14 protein-coding genes and 1 pseudogene are annotated in these 14,975 nt (G+C 70.8%); 9 read left to right on the top strand and 6 right to left on the bottom strand.

What is annotated here, in order from left to right:
• The first annotated feature begins 2 nt into the window (after positions 1–2).
• Both AC3EUJ_RS18180 and AC3EUJ_RS18175 read left to right on the top strand, forming a co-directional pair.
• The gene (locus tag AC3EUJ_RS18180; protein ID WP_431962554.1) at positions 3–1,241 is read left to right on the top strand and encodes a cation:proton antiporter; all 1,239 of its coding nucleotides are present in this window, start codon (positions 3–5) and stop codon (positions 1,239–1,241) included.
• Between the two features lie 183 nt (positions 1,242–1,424).
• A complete protein-coding gene (locus tag AC3EUJ_RS18175) occupies positions 1,425–2,678 on the top strand; it encodes an MFS transporter (protein ID WP_431962512.1) in 1,254 nt (417 codons plus the stop codon).
• An 89-nt stretch (positions 2,679–2,767) separates the two neighbouring features.
• Here the strand turns inward: AC3EUJ_RS18175 and AC3EUJ_RS18170 are convergent, their stop codons facing one another.
• Complete coding sequence (locus tag AC3EUJ_RS18170) at positions 2,768–3,655, bottom strand: LysR family transcriptional regulator (RefSeq protein WP_431962510.1); 888 nt, start codon at positions 3,653–3,655, stop codon at positions 2,768–2,770.
• Positions 3,656–3,956: 301 nt separating this feature from the next.
• On the opposite strand from AC3EUJ_RS18170, the gene AC3EUJ_RS18165 reads away from it, so the two are divergent.
• The 6 genes and pseudogenes from AC3EUJ_RS18165 to AC3EUJ_RS18140 all read left to right on the top strand — a co-directional run bounded on the left by AC3EUJ_RS18165 (position 3,957) and on the right by AC3EUJ_RS18140 (position 7,750).
• The gene (locus tag AC3EUJ_RS18165; RefSeq protein ID WP_431962509.1) at positions 3,957–4,493 is read left to right on the top strand and encodes an NUDIX hydrolase family protein; all 537 of its coding nucleotides are present in this window, start codon (positions 3,957–3,959) and stop codon (positions 4,491–4,493) included.
• Between the two features lie 341 nt (positions 4,494–4,834).
• A complete protein-coding gene (locus AC3EUJ_RS18160; RefSeq protein ID WP_431962507.1) occupies positions 4,835–5,923 on the top strand; it encodes a baeRF2 domain-containing protein in 1,089 nt (362 codons plus the stop codon).
• A 66-nt stretch (positions 5,924–5,989) separates the two neighbouring features.
• The gene (locus AC3EUJ_RS18155) at positions 5,990–6,619 is read left to right on the top strand and encodes an ATP-binding protein (RefSeq protein WP_431962505.1); all 630 of its coding nucleotides are present in this window, start codon (positions 5,990–5,992) and stop codon (positions 6,617–6,619) included.
• Positions 6,620–6,706: 87 nt separating this feature from the next.
• Positions 6,707–7,090 carry a hypothetical protein gene (locus AC3EUJ_RS18150; RefSeq protein WP_431962503.1) on the top strand — a complete coding sequence of 128 codons (384 nt, stop codon included), beginning with the start codon at positions 6,707–6,709 and terminating at the stop codon, positions 7,088–7,090.
• A gap of 178 nt (positions 7,091–7,268) precedes the next feature.
• A pseudogene (locus tag AC3EUJ_RS18145) lies at positions 7,269–7,595 on the top strand (DUF6766 family protein); the annotation flags it as partial.
• Entirely contained in the window at positions 7,538–7,750 is a 213-nt protein-coding gene (locus AC3EUJ_RS18140) for a hypothetical protein (protein ID WP_431962558.1), read from the top strand. The pseudogene AC3EUJ_RS18145 and the gene AC3EUJ_RS18140, both read left to right, overlap by 58 nt.
• Positions 7,751–7,899: 149 nt before the next feature.
• Here AC3EUJ_RS18140 and AC3EUJ_RS18135 read toward each other — a convergent pair whose 3' ends face one another.
• The 3 genes from AC3EUJ_RS18135 to mmsA all read right to left on the bottom strand — a co-directional run bounded on the left by AC3EUJ_RS18135 (position 7,900) and on the right by mmsA (position 11,934).
• Positions 7,900–9,012 (bottom strand): substrate-binding domain-containing protein, encoded by a 1,113-nt coding sequence (locus tag AC3EUJ_RS18135; protein WP_431962501.1) that lies wholly within the window; start codon positions 9,010–9,012, stop codon positions 7,900–7,902.
• 79 nt (positions 9,013–9,091) lie between these two features.
• Positions 9,092–10,390, bottom strand: a complete 1,299-nt coding sequence (gene mmsB, locus AC3EUJ_RS18130) for a multiple monosaccharide ABC transporter permease (RefSeq protein ID WP_431962499.1) — start codon at positions 10,388–10,390, stop codon at positions 9,092–9,094.
• Positions 10,387–11,934, bottom strand: a complete 1,548-nt coding sequence (gene mmsA / locus AC3EUJ_RS18125) for a multiple monosaccharide ABC transporter ATP-binding protein (RefSeq protein ID WP_431962497.1) — start codon at positions 11,932–11,934, stop codon at positions 10,387–10,389. The genes mmsB and mmsA overlap by 4 nt, the downstream gene beginning before the upstream one ends.
• 265 nt (positions 11,935–12,199) lie before the next feature.
• Here mmsA and AC3EUJ_RS18120 point away from each other — a divergent pair, with 265 nt between their 5' ends.
• On the top strand, positions 12,200–13,390 hold the full coding sequence (locus AC3EUJ_RS18120) for an ROK family transcriptional regulator (RefSeq protein ID WP_431962495.1): 1,191 nt from the start codon (positions 12,200–12,202) through the stop codon (positions 13,388–13,390).
• Between the two features lie 163 nt (positions 13,391–13,553).
• Here the strand turns inward: AC3EUJ_RS18120 and AC3EUJ_RS18115 are convergent, their stop codons facing one another.
• Positions 13,554–13,697: a hypothetical protein gene (locus tag AC3EUJ_RS18115; RefSeq protein WP_431962556.1), complete on the bottom strand. Its 144-nt coding sequence runs from the start codon at positions 13,695–13,697 to the stop codon at positions 13,554–13,556.
• Between the two features lie 86 nt (positions 13,698–13,783).
• Positions 13,784–14,782 (bottom strand): LuxR family transcriptional regulator, encoded by a 999-nt coding sequence (locus tag AC3EUJ_RS18110; RefSeq protein WP_431962493.1) that lies wholly within the window; start codon positions 14,780–14,782, stop codon positions 13,784–13,786.
• Between the last annotated feature and the right edge of the window lie 193 nt (positions 14,783–14,975).

The raw sequence follows: 14,975 nt of genomic DNA, 5'->3' as shown, positions 1-14,975 counted from the left end.
CGATGCACGACACCACCGCGCTGCTCATCGAGCTCGGCGCCGTCATCCTCGGGCTGGGCCTCATCGGGCGTTTCGCGGGCCGGATCGGGCTCTCGCCCGTCCCGCTCTACCTGCTGGCCGGTCTGGCCTTCGGGCACGGCGGCGTCGTGCCGCTGTCGGCGAGCGAGGACTTCATCTCCGTGGGGGCCGAGATCGGGGTGATCCTGCTGCTCCTGCTGCTCGGGCTGGAGTACAGCGCCTCGGAACTGGTCACGAATCTGCGCGCCCAATACCCGTCGGGGGCCGTGGACTTCGTCCTCAACGCGGTGCCCGGTGCGGTGGCGGCGCTGTTGCTGGGGTGGGGGCCGGTGGCCGCCGTCGCGCTGGCCGGGGTCACCTGGGTCTCCTCCTCGGGTGTCATCGCGAAGGTGCTCACGGACCTCGGCCGGCTCGGCAACCGCGAGACGCCCGTGGTGCTGGGCGTCCTCGTCATCGAGGACCTGGCCATGGCGGTCTACCTGCCGCTGCTGACGACCTTGCTGGCGGGCCTGGGCCTGGCGGCCGGCGGCGTGACACTGGCGATCGCCCTCGGCACCGTGGGCACGGTGCTGTACCTGGCGTTGCGCCACGGACGGCTGCTCAGCAAGGCCGTGTCGTCGGACAACCCCGAGATGCTGCTGCTGGTCGTGCTCGGGCTGGCGCTGGTGGTGGCGGGCATCACCCAGAAGCTGCAGGTGTCGGCTGCCGTCGGGGCCTTCCTGGTGGGCATCGCCCTGTCGGGTGAGGTCGCGGAGGGCGCGGGGCGTCTGCTGACGCCGCTGCGCGATCTGTTCGCGGCCGTCTTCTTCGTGTTCTTCGGACTGTCCACCGATCCGGCGGCCATTCCGCCCGTGCTACTCCCGGCGCTGGCCCTGGCGCTGGTCACCACCGGAACCAAGATCGTCACCGGTTGGTACGCCGCCCGGCGGGCGGGTATCCATCCGCGGGGCCGGCTGCGGGCGGGTGGCGCGCTCGTCGCGCGCGGGGAGTTCTCGATCGTCATAGCGGGCCTGGCCGTCGCCACGCAGCCTCGCATCGGGCCCCTCGCCACGGCGTACGTCCTGATCCTGGTCGTCGTCGGGCCCCTGGCGGCCCGCTACACCGAACCCGTGGTCACCACGCTCCGCCGGCTGCTGCGGCCTGACGCCTTCGCCGATCAGGTGCCGGAGGCCGTCGAGGTCCTCGAGGTCACACCGCACGAGGACTCCCCCGCCCGGCGGTGAACGCCGTCATCTCTGCAGTCATCTCTCATCGAGATGGCAGCCATCCGGATTCATCTCCATCACGGGGGAAGCAATCGTCTGGTGCGGGCGCTGCAGCATGCGACAGGGCAGCGCGAGGAGTTGCTCCGTCACCACTGTGCCCACCCGAACCGCACCGCCGGTTCCCTCCACGAGAAGGACCTCGTGCCCACTCTCCGCATGACCCGGTCCCCGCGGCGCCCGGCACCCCTAGGGGCCGCCCACGGCGTTCCCGGATGGCTGGTCGGGCTGCTGGCCGTCGCCTCCGGGATGACCGTCGCCAACCTCTACTACGCCCAGCCGCTGCTGTCGTCTCTGAGCCGGGCCTTCCACCTCGGCCCGGCGGAGGCCGGCGCGCTGATCACGCTCACCCAGATCGGCTACGTGGCCGGCATGATCTTCCTCGTCCCGCTCGGCGACCGGCTGGAGAAGCGCCGGCTGGTCACCGCGTTGCTCGCCGTCACCACGGTCGCCCTGGCGGTGGCGGGCCTCGCCACGAGCTTCCCGGTGCTGCTCGTCGCGTCCCTGGTCAGCGGCGCCACCTCCGTCGTCGCGCAGATCCTGGTGCCGTTCGCGGCGGGCCTGGCGCCCGACCACGCCCGCGGCCGCATCGTCGGCCGGGTGATGAGCGGACTGCTCGCCGGGATCCTGCTGTCCCGCACCGTCAGCAGCCTGGTCTCCGACGTCGCGGGCTGGCGTTACGTCTACCTCGGCTCCGCGGTCCTGATGGCCCTCCTGGCCCTGGCACTGCGGGCCGCCCTGCCGCAGCACGCCCCGACGACCTCCCTGCCCTACTCCCAGGTCCTGCGCTCGACGGCGCGACTGGTGCGGACGCATCCGGCGTTGCGGCGCCGGGGTCTGTACCAGGCGGCCCTGTTCGGTGCCTTCAGCGCCTTCTGGACCACCGTGTCCTTCCTGCTCACCGGCCCCTTCCACTACTCGCAGATCGGCGTCGCGGTCTTCGCGCTCGTGGGCGCCGCGGGTGCCGCGGTGGCTCCGCTGGCCGGCCGCTGGGCGGACCGCGGCCTCACACGCCCGTTCACGGGGATCGCCTTCGGCGTGGCGGCCGCGGCCTTCGCCGTGGCGGGCTTCGGGCAGCACAGCATCATCCTCGTCGCCATCGCCGCGATCCTGATCGACATGGCCGTGCAGACCACGCTCATCCTCGGGCAGCACACCGTGTACCAACTCGACGCCGCCGCGCGGTCGCGGCTGAACAGCGCCTTCATCGCCATCTTCTTCGTGGGCGGCGCGCTCGGGTCGCAGCTCGGGTCGCTGGCCTACCACGCGGCCGGCTGGACGGCGCTCAGCGTCCTGGGCGCCGCCCTGCCCCTGATCGGGCTCGCCTACTGGGCGACGGAGCGGCGCGCCTCCCGCGGGGGCGTGGACACCCCGGCCGCGCAGGCCCCGCCCCGCTGACCGCGCTCACCGACACCGCCCGCCGTGCCCGGGGCCTTCCGGCAGGCACGGCGGGCGGTCCCGCGTCCGACGAGACCGGAGCCGCCGGCTCACCCGCCTCCCGCGCCCGCCGTGCGGGGGGTGATGTGCCGCAGCAGCGCCTCGACGGCGGGGGCCGCGTCGCCGCCGGGCCTCACCACCATGACCTTCCAGGAAGGCGCGTGGCGCTCGAACCGGCGGACGGCGAGGTCCGGGAAGCGGGCGGCGATCGAGGCGGGCATGACGCAGACGCCCAGGTCGTGCCGGACCAGTTCGGCGGCGGCGACGATGTCGTTCACCTCGAACACCGAGGCCCGTTCGACGGAAGCGGCCCGGGAGGCCCGGTCCACCTCGGAGCGGATGGCCCAGCCGGGCGGGAAGTCCACGAAGGGCAGGCGGGAGACCTCCTCGAAGGTCACCACGTCGTCCTCGGCGAAGCCGCGTCCCGGCGCGGAGACGAGGAGCATCTGCTCGCGCGACAGCAGACGGGTCACCAGCCCTCGTTGCTGCTGCCGGTCGAGTGCCACCACGGCGAGGTCGACCGTGCCCTCCCGCAGCGCCTGCCGGATGTCGGCCACCGCCGCCTGCCGCAGGCGGACGGTCACCCCGGGGTGCTCCGCACGCAGCCCGCCCAGGGCCCGGTGCAGGCCGGCCCAGACCCCCTGCATGGTGCCGACCGTCACCTGCCCCCGCAGCTCACCCCGTACGGCGTCGACCGCCACGCGCGCCTCCTCTGCGGCGCGTAGCGCCGCGCGGGCCGCGGGCACGAACGCCTCCCCCGCCGCGGTGAGCGACACGCGGTGCGTGGTCCGCTCGAAGAGCGCGCTGCCCAGTTCCCTCTCCAGCGCCCGCACCGTGCCGGACACGGCGGACTGCACGACGTGCAGCCGGCGGGCGGCCGCGGTGAACCCGCCCTCCTCGGCGACCGCGACGACCACTTCCATCTGCCGCAGATCCATGCGTACCCAGTGCCTTTCCGTCGACCGGCCGGAGCCGTTCATCTCCGCGGGCGATGATCCACCGCCTCCAGCATCGCACCGGCAGCGGGAAGGGCGGCCGACCCGCGCGGCACGGGTCCGGCGGCACCACATGTGACGGCTCATCACATCCGCCCTGCCCCGGCTCCCTTGCCCGGTCCGCCCGCCGTGGCCGCGGCCCTCGGGGGGACGGGGAACGGCCCTGGCCGCACGCGTCGAACAGGTTCGCGGCGCACGCCGGTGATCGCCCCCACGTGGCGGGCTCTCCGCGTACGATCACTCGATGGCCGACATGACCGAAACCACGCCCGGCTGGCTGTCTCCGGACGACCTGGAGCTCACCCGCGCACGCATGCCGATCCTGTACGTGGACGCCGTACCCGTACGGGTCGACGACAGCGGGGAGGTGACACACATCGGTCTCCTCCTGCGCATCGGACCGGACGGGAGCGTCAGCCGGGCCCTCGTCTCGGGACGGGTGCTGCACCACGAGCGGGTCCGCGAGGCGCTCGTCCGCCACCTGGAGAAGGACCTCGGGCCCATGGCGCTGCCCCGCATCCCGGTCTCCCCTCAGCCCTTCACGATCGCCGAGTACTTCCCGACGCAGGGCGTGACCCCGTTCCACGACCCCCGGCAGCACGCGGTGTCCCTGGCCTACGTCGTCCCAGTGGCGGGCGACTGCCATCCCCGGCAGGACGCCCTCGACCTGGTGTGGTTCACCCCGCAGGAGGCGTCGTCGCCGCAGCTGCAGCAGGAGATGCCGGGCGGGCAGGGCGTTCTGCTCCGGCAGGCCCTCGCGCACGTCGGCTGCCTCACCTGAGGTCCGTGGCGGCCCGGGCGGCCCGCGAGGTGGCGGGAACCGCCCGGGCACGGCGGCTCGCCGCCCCTCTGCCGGTGTCCTCCCGGACCGGCGTGTGCCAGAGGGCCCCGGCAGGGGCCGTGTGGACCGGCATGACCTCGCTGAGCCCGGCGACGCACCCGCACCAGCAGGGCCGGCGCTCTTCCGGCTCGGCTGCGTGCGCACTCACGCCGCGACGCATGAGGATCGGCCGTGCGGGTAAGGACACGCTCATGAGGGACCGGCACCGGCTGCCGGCACACCGACCACCGCGGGCCCCGGTCGCCGGGCGGCCACAGGAGCCCGGTCTGTGAGGCGCCCTGATGAAGCTGTCGTTCCTGCAACCGCTGTACAACCGGCCGGGCCCGTGGGCGAGCACCTACCTGGACACCTCCCGGGACATCGAGGAACCCGACAGGGCCATCGCACTGCGCTGGCGCCATCTGCGTGACGACCTCACGGCCCACGGCGCCGACCGCGCCACCGTCCATGCCCTGCACGCCGCGGTGGGCATGGACGACGATCTGCCCGGGCGGCACGGACAGGCCCTGTTCGCATCTCATGGTGAGCTCGTACTGGCCGAGGAGCTGCCCGCGCCGCCCGCACGCGACACGGCCCACGTCGACGAGCTGCCCGACGCCCTGCCGCTGGTGCTGCAGCGCGCCCCGGACCTTCCCTATCTGGCCCTGTTCGTCGGCCGCACAGAGGACGGCGACAGCATCCGTGTCGCCGCCCAGGGCGAGCGATGGCCGGCCGGCCGCATCGACGCGGACCTGGCCGTGAGGCAGACCGTACCGGTGGAGGAATGGCAGCGAACCGCGCCCCAGCTCGCGGCGGATCTGGCCGACCTCGCCGAGCGCGGCGGCGCCGAGGTACTGGTGCTGGCCCGGGACCCGAGTGACCCCTGGACACCTGGTGTTCTGGTCAACCGCATGCCGGAACAATTGAGGAAGAGCCTCGTCACGGTCGACACCACCGACCCCGGGGGCACACCCGACCGGGCCCTGCTGGAGGAGCAGCTCGCCCGCGAACTCGGAACCCGGCTCAACGCCGCGGACCAGGCCCGGCTGGAGGCCTATCTCGCGCAGCGCGCCAGGGACCGTGCCGCGAGCGAGGGAACCGCCGCAGTCGTCACGGCACTGCAGCGCGCGCAGGCGGCTGCCGTCCTGATCAACGATACCGCCCCGCTCCCCGACCGCTTGTGGGCGGGCCCCGAGCCGTGCCACATCGCCGTTTCGGCGCCTGAGCTGCAGGCTTTCGGTGTGTCGTCCGCCCGAGAGGAACCCGCCGGAGCCGCTCTGGTCCGCGCGGCGGCGGGCACCGGTGCCGAGCTGGTGGTCGTGCCCCGCAGCACTCTCGCCCTGGACGACGGAATAGGCGTCCTGCTGCGCTACCGCGACCGGGGCACGTAGCCCGCGCCCCCGGAATCCGCGGGCTTCCTGAACCGTTGTACCCATAGGTACAACGAAGGGGACAGGATGGAACCCGTCGACGCGGGGGAGCAGCCGGGCCGGCGATCCCCGTCGGCCGAGGAAGAACGCTGGACGCTGGCCCACCGGCCCGCGGCGCCCGCAGAAGCGCGCAGGCTCACCAGGGAAGCTCTCCAGCGCTGGAAGGTGCCCGCAGAGACAGCCGACGAAGTCCTGCTGGTCGTCTCGGAACTCGTCACCAACGCCGTGGAGCACGCCCGGCCACCCATCGTGCTGCATGTCGACCGGGACTCCCCCGGCGGCCAGGTCCGCGTGGAGGTCACAGACGGCGGGCCCGCCGCGTCCAAGGGCGAATGGGCCGCCAGTTGCAGCGACAGCGAACACGGCCGGGGCCTGTCCATCGTGCACCAGGTGGCCTCGGCCCACGGTGAACCGGAAGGAGACCGGCCACGCGACGCACTGGGCCGAACTCGCGGCCTGAAACCCCGCTGCGTCCGGGGGGTCCGCGCGTCGTTCTGGAGGGCAGCCCGTCACGGTCGGGTGACCATCAGGCAACCATGTGCTTCGCCAGAGCCGGCCGGCCGGTCGGCGCGGCGGGCCGACTCGTCCTGTCGGAGGAAGGGGCACGCCGGAGGGGCTCGACCGGATGCCAGGGATGGAGATCGCGCTGCCGGGTAGCCGACGAGAGGAGTCGGACGGGGCAGGATCCGGTCCTGCCGAACCTGTACGGAGGCGGGATGCCTCGATCGAAGGCGCTACCGGACGATGACGGCAATCACGCTGGTCGCCGTGGTGAGCGCCTGCGGCACCCTGGCTGAGCGGCGGGACGATGCGTCAACGGCTGTGGTCCGCTTCGAGCAGGCTCTTGGTGCCCAGCGGCCCGGAAAAGGGTGCGCCGCCCTGGCTCCCGCCACTCGTGACGAACTGGAGCAGGCAGCCGGACAGCCGTGTCACGACGCGATCTCCCAGGAGAAGCTGCCCAGGGCAGGTGCGGTACGGCACGTCGACGTCTACGGCGGGCAGGCGCGCGTAATCCTGGAGCACGACACCGTCTTCCTCGCTCACTTCCCCACCGGCTGGAAGATCAGCGCCGCCGGGTGCACGCCGGTGCCGCGACAGCCCTACCAGTGCGAGATCAAGGGCAGGTGAGACCCATGCGGACGATGTTCGTCGGCACCCTTGTGCTGATCGCGGTCGGCTTGGCGTACTTCATGGCTCTGGGGCTGATGCGCCGATGAGCGGCCCCACCCGCACCGGCGGCAAAGGCGTCCCCGCGCACCTGCGCGCGTGGCGCTTCGTGCGCGACAACAGCCTCGGCCTCGCCTTCATGTCGGCCTTTCTGCTTGCCCTGGCAGGACAAGCGATAGCCGGCCACGCCGAGTTCAACAACCAGCTCGTCACCGACGGCTTGGCACCCGTCACCCTGGGCGCCTACCTGACGTCCTCCGACTTCGCCGTCGACGTGACAGAGAACTGGCAGTCGGAGTACCTGCAATTCTTCCTCTACATCTTCGCCACCGTCTGGCTGCTGCAACGCGGTTCCTCGGAATCGAAGGAGCTCGGCAAGGCGGGAGCCGAAAGTGGCTGGCGGGGTTCATGGTCCGCACCCGCGGACCCACGGCCACGTGGCTCTACTACGTGGTGGATCAGGCGAACGACGCCATGGACGCGAAGGAGACGGCCATCTCCATGGCCGGTGACGAGATCGACGCCCCGTGCCTGCGGGGGCCCGGCGGCGCCGGGAGGATGGAGATCCGGCTCATCCACGACGACGGCATCGGCGCTCGCCGTCTTCTGCGCTGCCCCTGACCGGACGCCCGGTGGCCGAGGCGCCCGCCACCTGCGGCCCGCGGCACATCGCACGGTGCGACATGCCGCGGGCGCCGGAACGCGGCTGCCGCCGGTGGCCCGGGCGAGGCCCGGGGCACCGGTGGCAGCGGTGGCAGCGGTGTGCGCGACTACTTCGTGAGCGGGGAGAGCTTCGGGTCGTTGGCGTAGGCCTCGGCCGCGTTCTCCTTGGTCACGATGACCGGCGGGAGCAGGTACGACGGGACGACCTTGTTGCCGTTGTTGTACGACTTGGTGTCGTTGATCGTCGGCTTGCCGCCCTTCTGCAGGGCCTGGACCATCTTGATGGTCTCGGCGACCAGCTTGCGGGTGTCCTTGTTGATGGTGGAGTACTGCTCACCCGCCATGATCGACTTCACCGACTCGACCTCTGAGTCCTGGCCGGTGACGACCGGGACCGGCTTGCCGGCGCCCTTCACCGAGGTGATGATCGCGCGGGCGAGGGTGTCGTTCGGCGAGAGCACGCCGTCGAGCTTCTTCTTGCCGTTGTAGGTGGAGTTCAGCAGCGAGTCCATCCGGCTCTGGGCGTTCTCCGCCTTCCAGCCCTGGGTCGCGGTCTGCTTGATGTCGGTCTGACCGGAACCGACAACGATGTCGCCCTTGTCGATGGCGGGCTTGAGCACCTCCATCGCACCATCGAAGAAGACCTTCGAGTTGTTGTCGTCCGGCGAACCGGAGAACAGCTCGATGGTGTAGGGGCCCTTGGCCTTCTTCGCCTTCATGCCGTCCAGCAGCGCCTGGCCCTGCAGCTGACCGACCTTGAAGTTGTCGAACGCGATGTAGTAGTCGACGTCCGGCGTGTTGGTGATGAGGCGGTCGTAGGCGATGATCGTCGCACCGGCCTGCTTGGCCTGCGCCACCTGGGTGGACAGCTGCGAGGCGTCGGTCGCGCCGATGACGATGACCTTGGCGCCCTTGGTGACCATGGAGGAGATCTGCGCCTGCTGGTCCGCGACGGTGGTCGAGGCACCCGCGTACTGGACGTCGGCCTTGAAGCCGGCCTCCTTGAGGCCGTTGGTGAACAGGTCACCGGCCAGCACCCAGTTCTCCGAGGTCTTCGCCGGCAGCGCGACACCGACCAGGGCGTCCTGCGCGAAGCCGCCCTTGGCGTCGCTGGTGTCCTTGCCGGTGGAGCCCTCGCGTTCGTTGGAGCACGCCGTGCCCAGGGCGAGCAGCGCGGCGGCGCCGATCACGGCGATGCCTCTGGTGATGGTTCTGCGCATGTGGGTTGTGCCCTTTCCTGGTGATGCCGGGTGGGACGAGCGCCGCCTGGCGCGGCACCCTGGGGGTACTGCCGGTCGGTCAGCCCGCGACCGGAGCCTTGTCGGGGTCGGAGGCCGGGTTCGGCGGGTCGACCGGTGTGGACGTCTCGTTCTGGCGGAACGGACGCATCAGGGTGCCGATGATCGAGAAGCGCCCCTGGCTCTTGCTGTAGACGTCGAACGCGACGGCGAGGAGGAGGACCAGGCCCTTGATGATCTGGACCATGTCCGAGCCCACGCCCTCCAGTTGGAGACCGTTGTTGAGCAGCGCCATGACGAGACCGCCGACGATGGAGCCGCTGATGGTGCCCAGACCGCCGGAGACGGCGGCACCACCGATGAAGACGGCGGCGATGGCATCGAGTTCCCAGCTCAGACCGTCCTGCGGGCCGGATGCCGCGGAACGGGCCACGAAGATCATCCCGGCGAGGGCGGCCAGCACGGACATGTTCATCATGACCAGGAAGTTGACCCGCCGGAGCTTCACGCCGGACAGCTCGGCCGCGCGGGAGTTGCCCCCGACGGCGTAGATGTGGCGGCCTCCGATGGTGTTGCGGGTGTAGTACGAGTACGCGAGCACCAGGGCGATCAGGATGATGCCCGAGATCGGGAAGCTGGTGCCGATGCGGCCACCGGCGAAGCGCAGCGTCGCGAAGACGATGACACCCACCATCACGACCAGGCGGATTCCCGTCACCCACACCGGCGCGGCGTCGGCGTGCATGACGCGCCGGGTCTGCCGGGCCCGCCACTCGCGCCAGACCACACCCGCGCAGGCGACCAGGCCGAGCAGCAGAGTCAGGTTGTTGTAACCGGTGTCCGGGCCCACCTCGGGCAGGAAGCCGGCGCCGATGTCACGGAACCCGACGGGGACCGGCACGGTGTCGGCGTTGCCGATGTACTGGTTGCCACCGCGGAACAGGAGCATGCCGGCCAGGGTGACGATGAACGCAGGCACCCCCACGTACGCCACCCAGAAGCCCTGCCAGGCACCGATCGCCGCGCCGACGAGCAGGCCGAGCAGGATGCCCAGGGGCCAGGGGAGCGAGTGCTCCTGCATCGTCTTGGCGACCACGATCCCGGTGAAGGCGGCCACCGAGCCGACCGAGAGGTCGATGTGCCCGGCGACGATCACCATCAGCATGCCGATGGCCAGGATCAGGATGTAGGAGTACTGGCTGACCACGGCGATGAGGTTGCCGGAGGTCAGGGTCAGGCCCCCCGTCCAGATCTGGAACAGGAGCACGATCGCGACGAGTGTGGCGATCATGCCGAACTGGCGGGCGTTGGAGGTCGTGCCCCCGAAGAGGTTCTTCTGCAGATCTGAGATGCGGCTCATGGGCTCGGTGTCTTCTTCATAGAGGTCATCTGTTTCATGAGGAGTTCCGGGTTCGCGTCGCGGCGCGTCACCTCACCGGTGATGGCACCTTCGAACACCGTGTAGATGCGGTCGCACAGGCCGATGAGCTCGGGCAGTTCCGAGGAGATGACGACGACGCCCTTGCCCTGCCGCACGAGCCGCTGGATGATCCCGTAGATCTCGTACTTGGCGCCCACGTCGATGCCGCGGGTGGGCTCGTCGAGGATGAGCAGGTCGGGGTCGGTGAACATCCACTTGGCGACGACGACCTTTTGCTGGTTGCCGCCGGAGAGCTTGACGACCTCCTCGTCCACGCTGGGAGTCTTGATCCTCAGGTTCTGCCGGTACTCCTCGGCGATCCGGTGCTCGCGCACCGGGTCGATGACCTGGTGGCGGGAGATCTTCGACAGTTTGGCGGCGACCATCGAGGTCTTGATGTCGTCCAGCAGGTTGAGGCCGATCGACTTGCGGTCCTCGCTGACGTAGGCGAGGCCGTGCCGGATGGCCTCCGACACCGTCTTGAGGTGGATCTCCTCGCCATTCTTGAAGACCCGTCCCGACAGGAACGTGCCGTAGGAGCGGCCGAACAGGCTCATGGCGAGTTCGGTGCGCCCGGCGCCCATGAGCCCGGCGAAGCCGACGATCTCACCGCGCCGCACCGTGAAGCTGGACCCCTTGCAGACGAGCCGTTCCTCGGAGGCGGGGTGCCGCACGGTCCAGTCGCGGACCTCGAAGAACACCTCCCCGATGTCGGGCGTGTGGTCGGGGAACCGGCTGTCGAGTTCGCGGCCGACCATGCCGCGCACGATGCGGTCCTCGTTCACGCCGTCGGCCTCGACGTCGAGACTCTCGATCGTCCGGCCGTCGCGCAGGATCGTGATGGTGTCGGCGACCGCCTCGATCTCGTTCAGCTTGTGGGAGATCATGATCGAGGTGATGCCGCGGTCGCGGAAGCCGCGCAGCAGGTCGAGCAGGTGCTGCGAGTCGGACTCGTTCAGGGCCGCGGTCGGCTCGTCGAGGATCAGCAGCTTCACGTCCTTGGCGAACGCCTTGGCGATCTCGACGAGTTGCTGCTTGCCGACGCCGATGTCCTTGACGAGCGTGTCCGGGTCCTCCTTGAGCCCGACCTGCTCCATCAGCTCCAGCGCACGGTGCTGTGCCGTCTTCCAGTCGATCCCGCCGCGTTTGCGCGGCTCGTTGCCGAGGAAGATGTTCTCCGTGATCGACATGCCGGGGATCAGCGCCAGTTCCTGGTGGATGATGACGATGCCGGCCTGCTCGCTGGCACGGATGTCATGGAACCGGACGGTGTCGCCCCGGTAGACGATCTCACCGGTGTAACTGCCGTGCGGGTGGACGCCGCTCAGCACCTTCATGAGGGTGGACTTTCCTGCGCCGTTCTCGCCGCAGATCGCGTGGATCTCCCCCTCCTTCACCAACAGGTTGACGTCCGCGAGCGCGGTCACGCCCGGGAACGTCTTGGTGATGGACCGCATCTCCAGCAGCATCGGGGCGCGGCTCATGCGCGGAGCTCCACGCTGCGGACGCCGCGACGATCACGCGGACCCGCCTGCCCTGGGATGCGACATTTCGTGGACATCAACTCGCCTCCGATGACACTGCGCCGTGCCTCCATGCCGGACCTGTTGCGGCTTGGGCACCGGACTTTAAATCCATTTGTTTTACTAAGTCAACGCCCTTGAGCGGTATCGTCGTTGCGGCAAGAGAGGAACGCGCGTGCGGCAGGCAGGAACAAACCTCCCCAAAGTCGGGCGGTACAATCGGGCGGTGGTCCTGGACCAGATCCAACTCGCCGACGGGATCAGCCGGGTCGAGATCGCCCAGAAGACGGGACTGACCCCGCAGACCGTCTCGGGGATCGTGCGCCGTCTGCTGGACGAGGGGATCGTGCGGGAGGACGGGGCCAGTCGTGGCGCGGGCGGCGGCAAGCCCCGCACCACCTTGCGGGTCAACGCGGACGCCGGCAACGCGGTCGGCCTCGTCTTCGACCCGGTCGAACTCACCTGTTGCGTGGTCGACCTGCTCGGCCGGCCCCTGGTCGTCAGACGGCACCCCACTCCCCCCGGCACCGATCCCACGCACGTGGTGGCCGCCATGGCCGACCTGGTCGCCGAGGTGCTCGCCGAGGCGGACGTGCCGCGCGGCAATGTCCTCGGGCTGGGCCTCGCCACCCCGGGACCCATCGACCAGCGAAACGGCATGATCGTCGCCCCGCCCCAGCTCGCGCACTGGACGCGGGTGCCGCTGCAGCAGATGCTCAGTGACGCGACGGGCCTGCCGGTGACGCTCGACAACGACGCCACCGCCGCCGCGGTCGGCGAGCGCTGGTCCGGCGCGGGCCGGGGCGTGGCGAACTTCGCCTATCTGTTCTTCGGCACCGGCATCGGTGGCGGCCTGGTCCTCAACCACCAGGTCTACCGGGGTGGTTCGCTCAACGCCGGCGAGTTCGGCCACTCCACGGTGCTGTCGGACGGGCCGGAGTGCTACTGCGGCAACCGGGGCTGCCTGGAAGGACTGGCGAACCCGTCCGCGATCGTCGCCGAGACCCACCGCCGCCTCACCGACAAGCCCGGCGTCAGTGTGCTGTCACCCGCGTTCGACCGGGACCCGGCCTCCGTCGACCATGCCGCGGTCCAGCTCGCGGCGGGAGCCGGCGACCCGATCGCGACCGGGGTCATCGACGACGCCGCGCGCCACGTCGCCACGGTCGCGGTGTCCATCGCCAACTTCGTCGACGTGGACCTCATCATCCTCGGCGGTCACGGCATCCAGCACGTGGCGTCCCGGTACGTGGAAGCCGTCGCCTCCGCGCTGTCCTCGAGACCCCTGGCCCGGCACATCCGCGTCGTCCAGGTCGCGGCCTCCCCCCTCGGCGCTGACGCGGCCGTCGTGGGCAGCGCCGCGCTGGTCCTGCACGCCACCTACTCGCCGCAGCTGTCGTCGCTGGTCCTGGACTGACGGAGGTGTCCGGCAGAGCCGGCGGTCACCCCATCGTGAGTCTGACGCGCAGCAGCGCCCGCCCTGGGGAGCGGCACCGGCGAAGCGGTCGAAGACGCGTTCGCGGTCGGCTGCCGGGATGCCCGGGCCGCCGTCGGCCACCTCCAGCACGGCCCATCGGCCGTCACGGGCAACGCTCGTCCCACCAGCCGTCCAGGACGGACAGGTTGAGGCAGCCGTTCAGCGCGGCCTTCATACCGAGCCGGTCGCGTGCCGCCGGCGTTGTCCAGGAGGTTGTCCAGGACGCGTTCGAGCCGCTTCCGGGCACCACTGATGACGGTCACTCGGACGGCGCGGCACACCGCCGCGCGCTCCTCCCACCGCCCCCAGCGGCACATCGGCCCGGCTGCGTGCTCACACCCAGTCGCGCCGGGCCGCCGCGACGCCGGCGCCGAACCGGTTGGTGGTACCCAGTTCCGTGTAGAGGTCCTGGATCCGCCGGCGCAGGGTGCGTGTCGAGACGCCGAACTGGCGGGCGATGGCGTCGTCCTTGACCCCGGCGGCGAACAGGGCGAGCAGGTTCCGCTCCTCGTCGGTGGGTTTGCGCACCCCTTCGCCCGGGGTGGACGGCTCCGGTGCCGGCGGCGGTGTGCCGGGCCCGCTCAGTGAGGCCGCGCCCGCCCAGTAGCGCTCGAAGAGCTCGGTCAGTGCCTCCAGCAAGGGGGGCGCCTCGGTGTAGAGGCAGTCGGTGCTGTCGGCGCCCAGACTCAGTGACACCATCGCCGCCGAACGGTCCGCCATCGCCAGCTTGATCGGCAGCGCGGACACGACCCTGGCCTCCTCGCCGCGCGACACGAGGCTGCCCAACTCCTGCCAGCCGCCGTCCTCGTCGAAGCTGGCGGCAGCGTAGACGACCCGCACCCGCACCCCGCGCCGGACGGCGGCCTCGTCGAGCGGTCCGTTGGGGGCCAGCAGGAACGGTGGGCGGTCCAGGGCGCAGATCTCGTACCGGGCGGCCTGCTTCAGGCGGTAGTAGCAGTCCCCCACCTCCTCCGGGCCGCTGATCGTCCGCGTTGCGGGTTCGATGCCGCTGGACCGCCTGGCCTCGTCGAATATCGCGCCGAGCGGCCCGGTGGCCTCGCGCACCGCGGCCAGTTGACGTTCACGTGCCTCCACCAGTGCGCGCAGCGCGTGACGCGGGTCGACGGTCAGGTACTCGCCGGAGGAGCGGCGGCTGAGCAGTCCGGAGTGGTGAAGGCGTTCCAGCAGCGCCAGCGCCTGTCCGGTGCCCATCCCGAACCCCGCCGTGACGTCGTCGACGGTCCCGCCGCCGCGTGCCAGCAGATCGCGGTAGACGGCCTCCGCCCCCGCGTCGAGTCCTACCAGCCCCAACGGCGCGTCGGTCTCCGTCATCGCTCCCCACCTCCGGCCCGTGTACGCGTGAGTGAGCTGACGCAACGTCACATTCGTGTGCCGCGGGGCGCCGACCGCTCACACCGTGCAGTGTGTCTCGCTTGCCGATCATTGCGGCACTTTGCGCCGTGTCCACTTGGTGACATGGCACACAAGCGCCAAAGGGCCGCCTTTACAGGGATGCGAACGAATG

Source organism: Actinacidiphila sp. bgisy160 (genome assembly GCF_057707815.1).
Note: the sequence above shows the minus strand (reverse complement) of the source record. Positions and strands in the feature narration are given on the sequence as shown.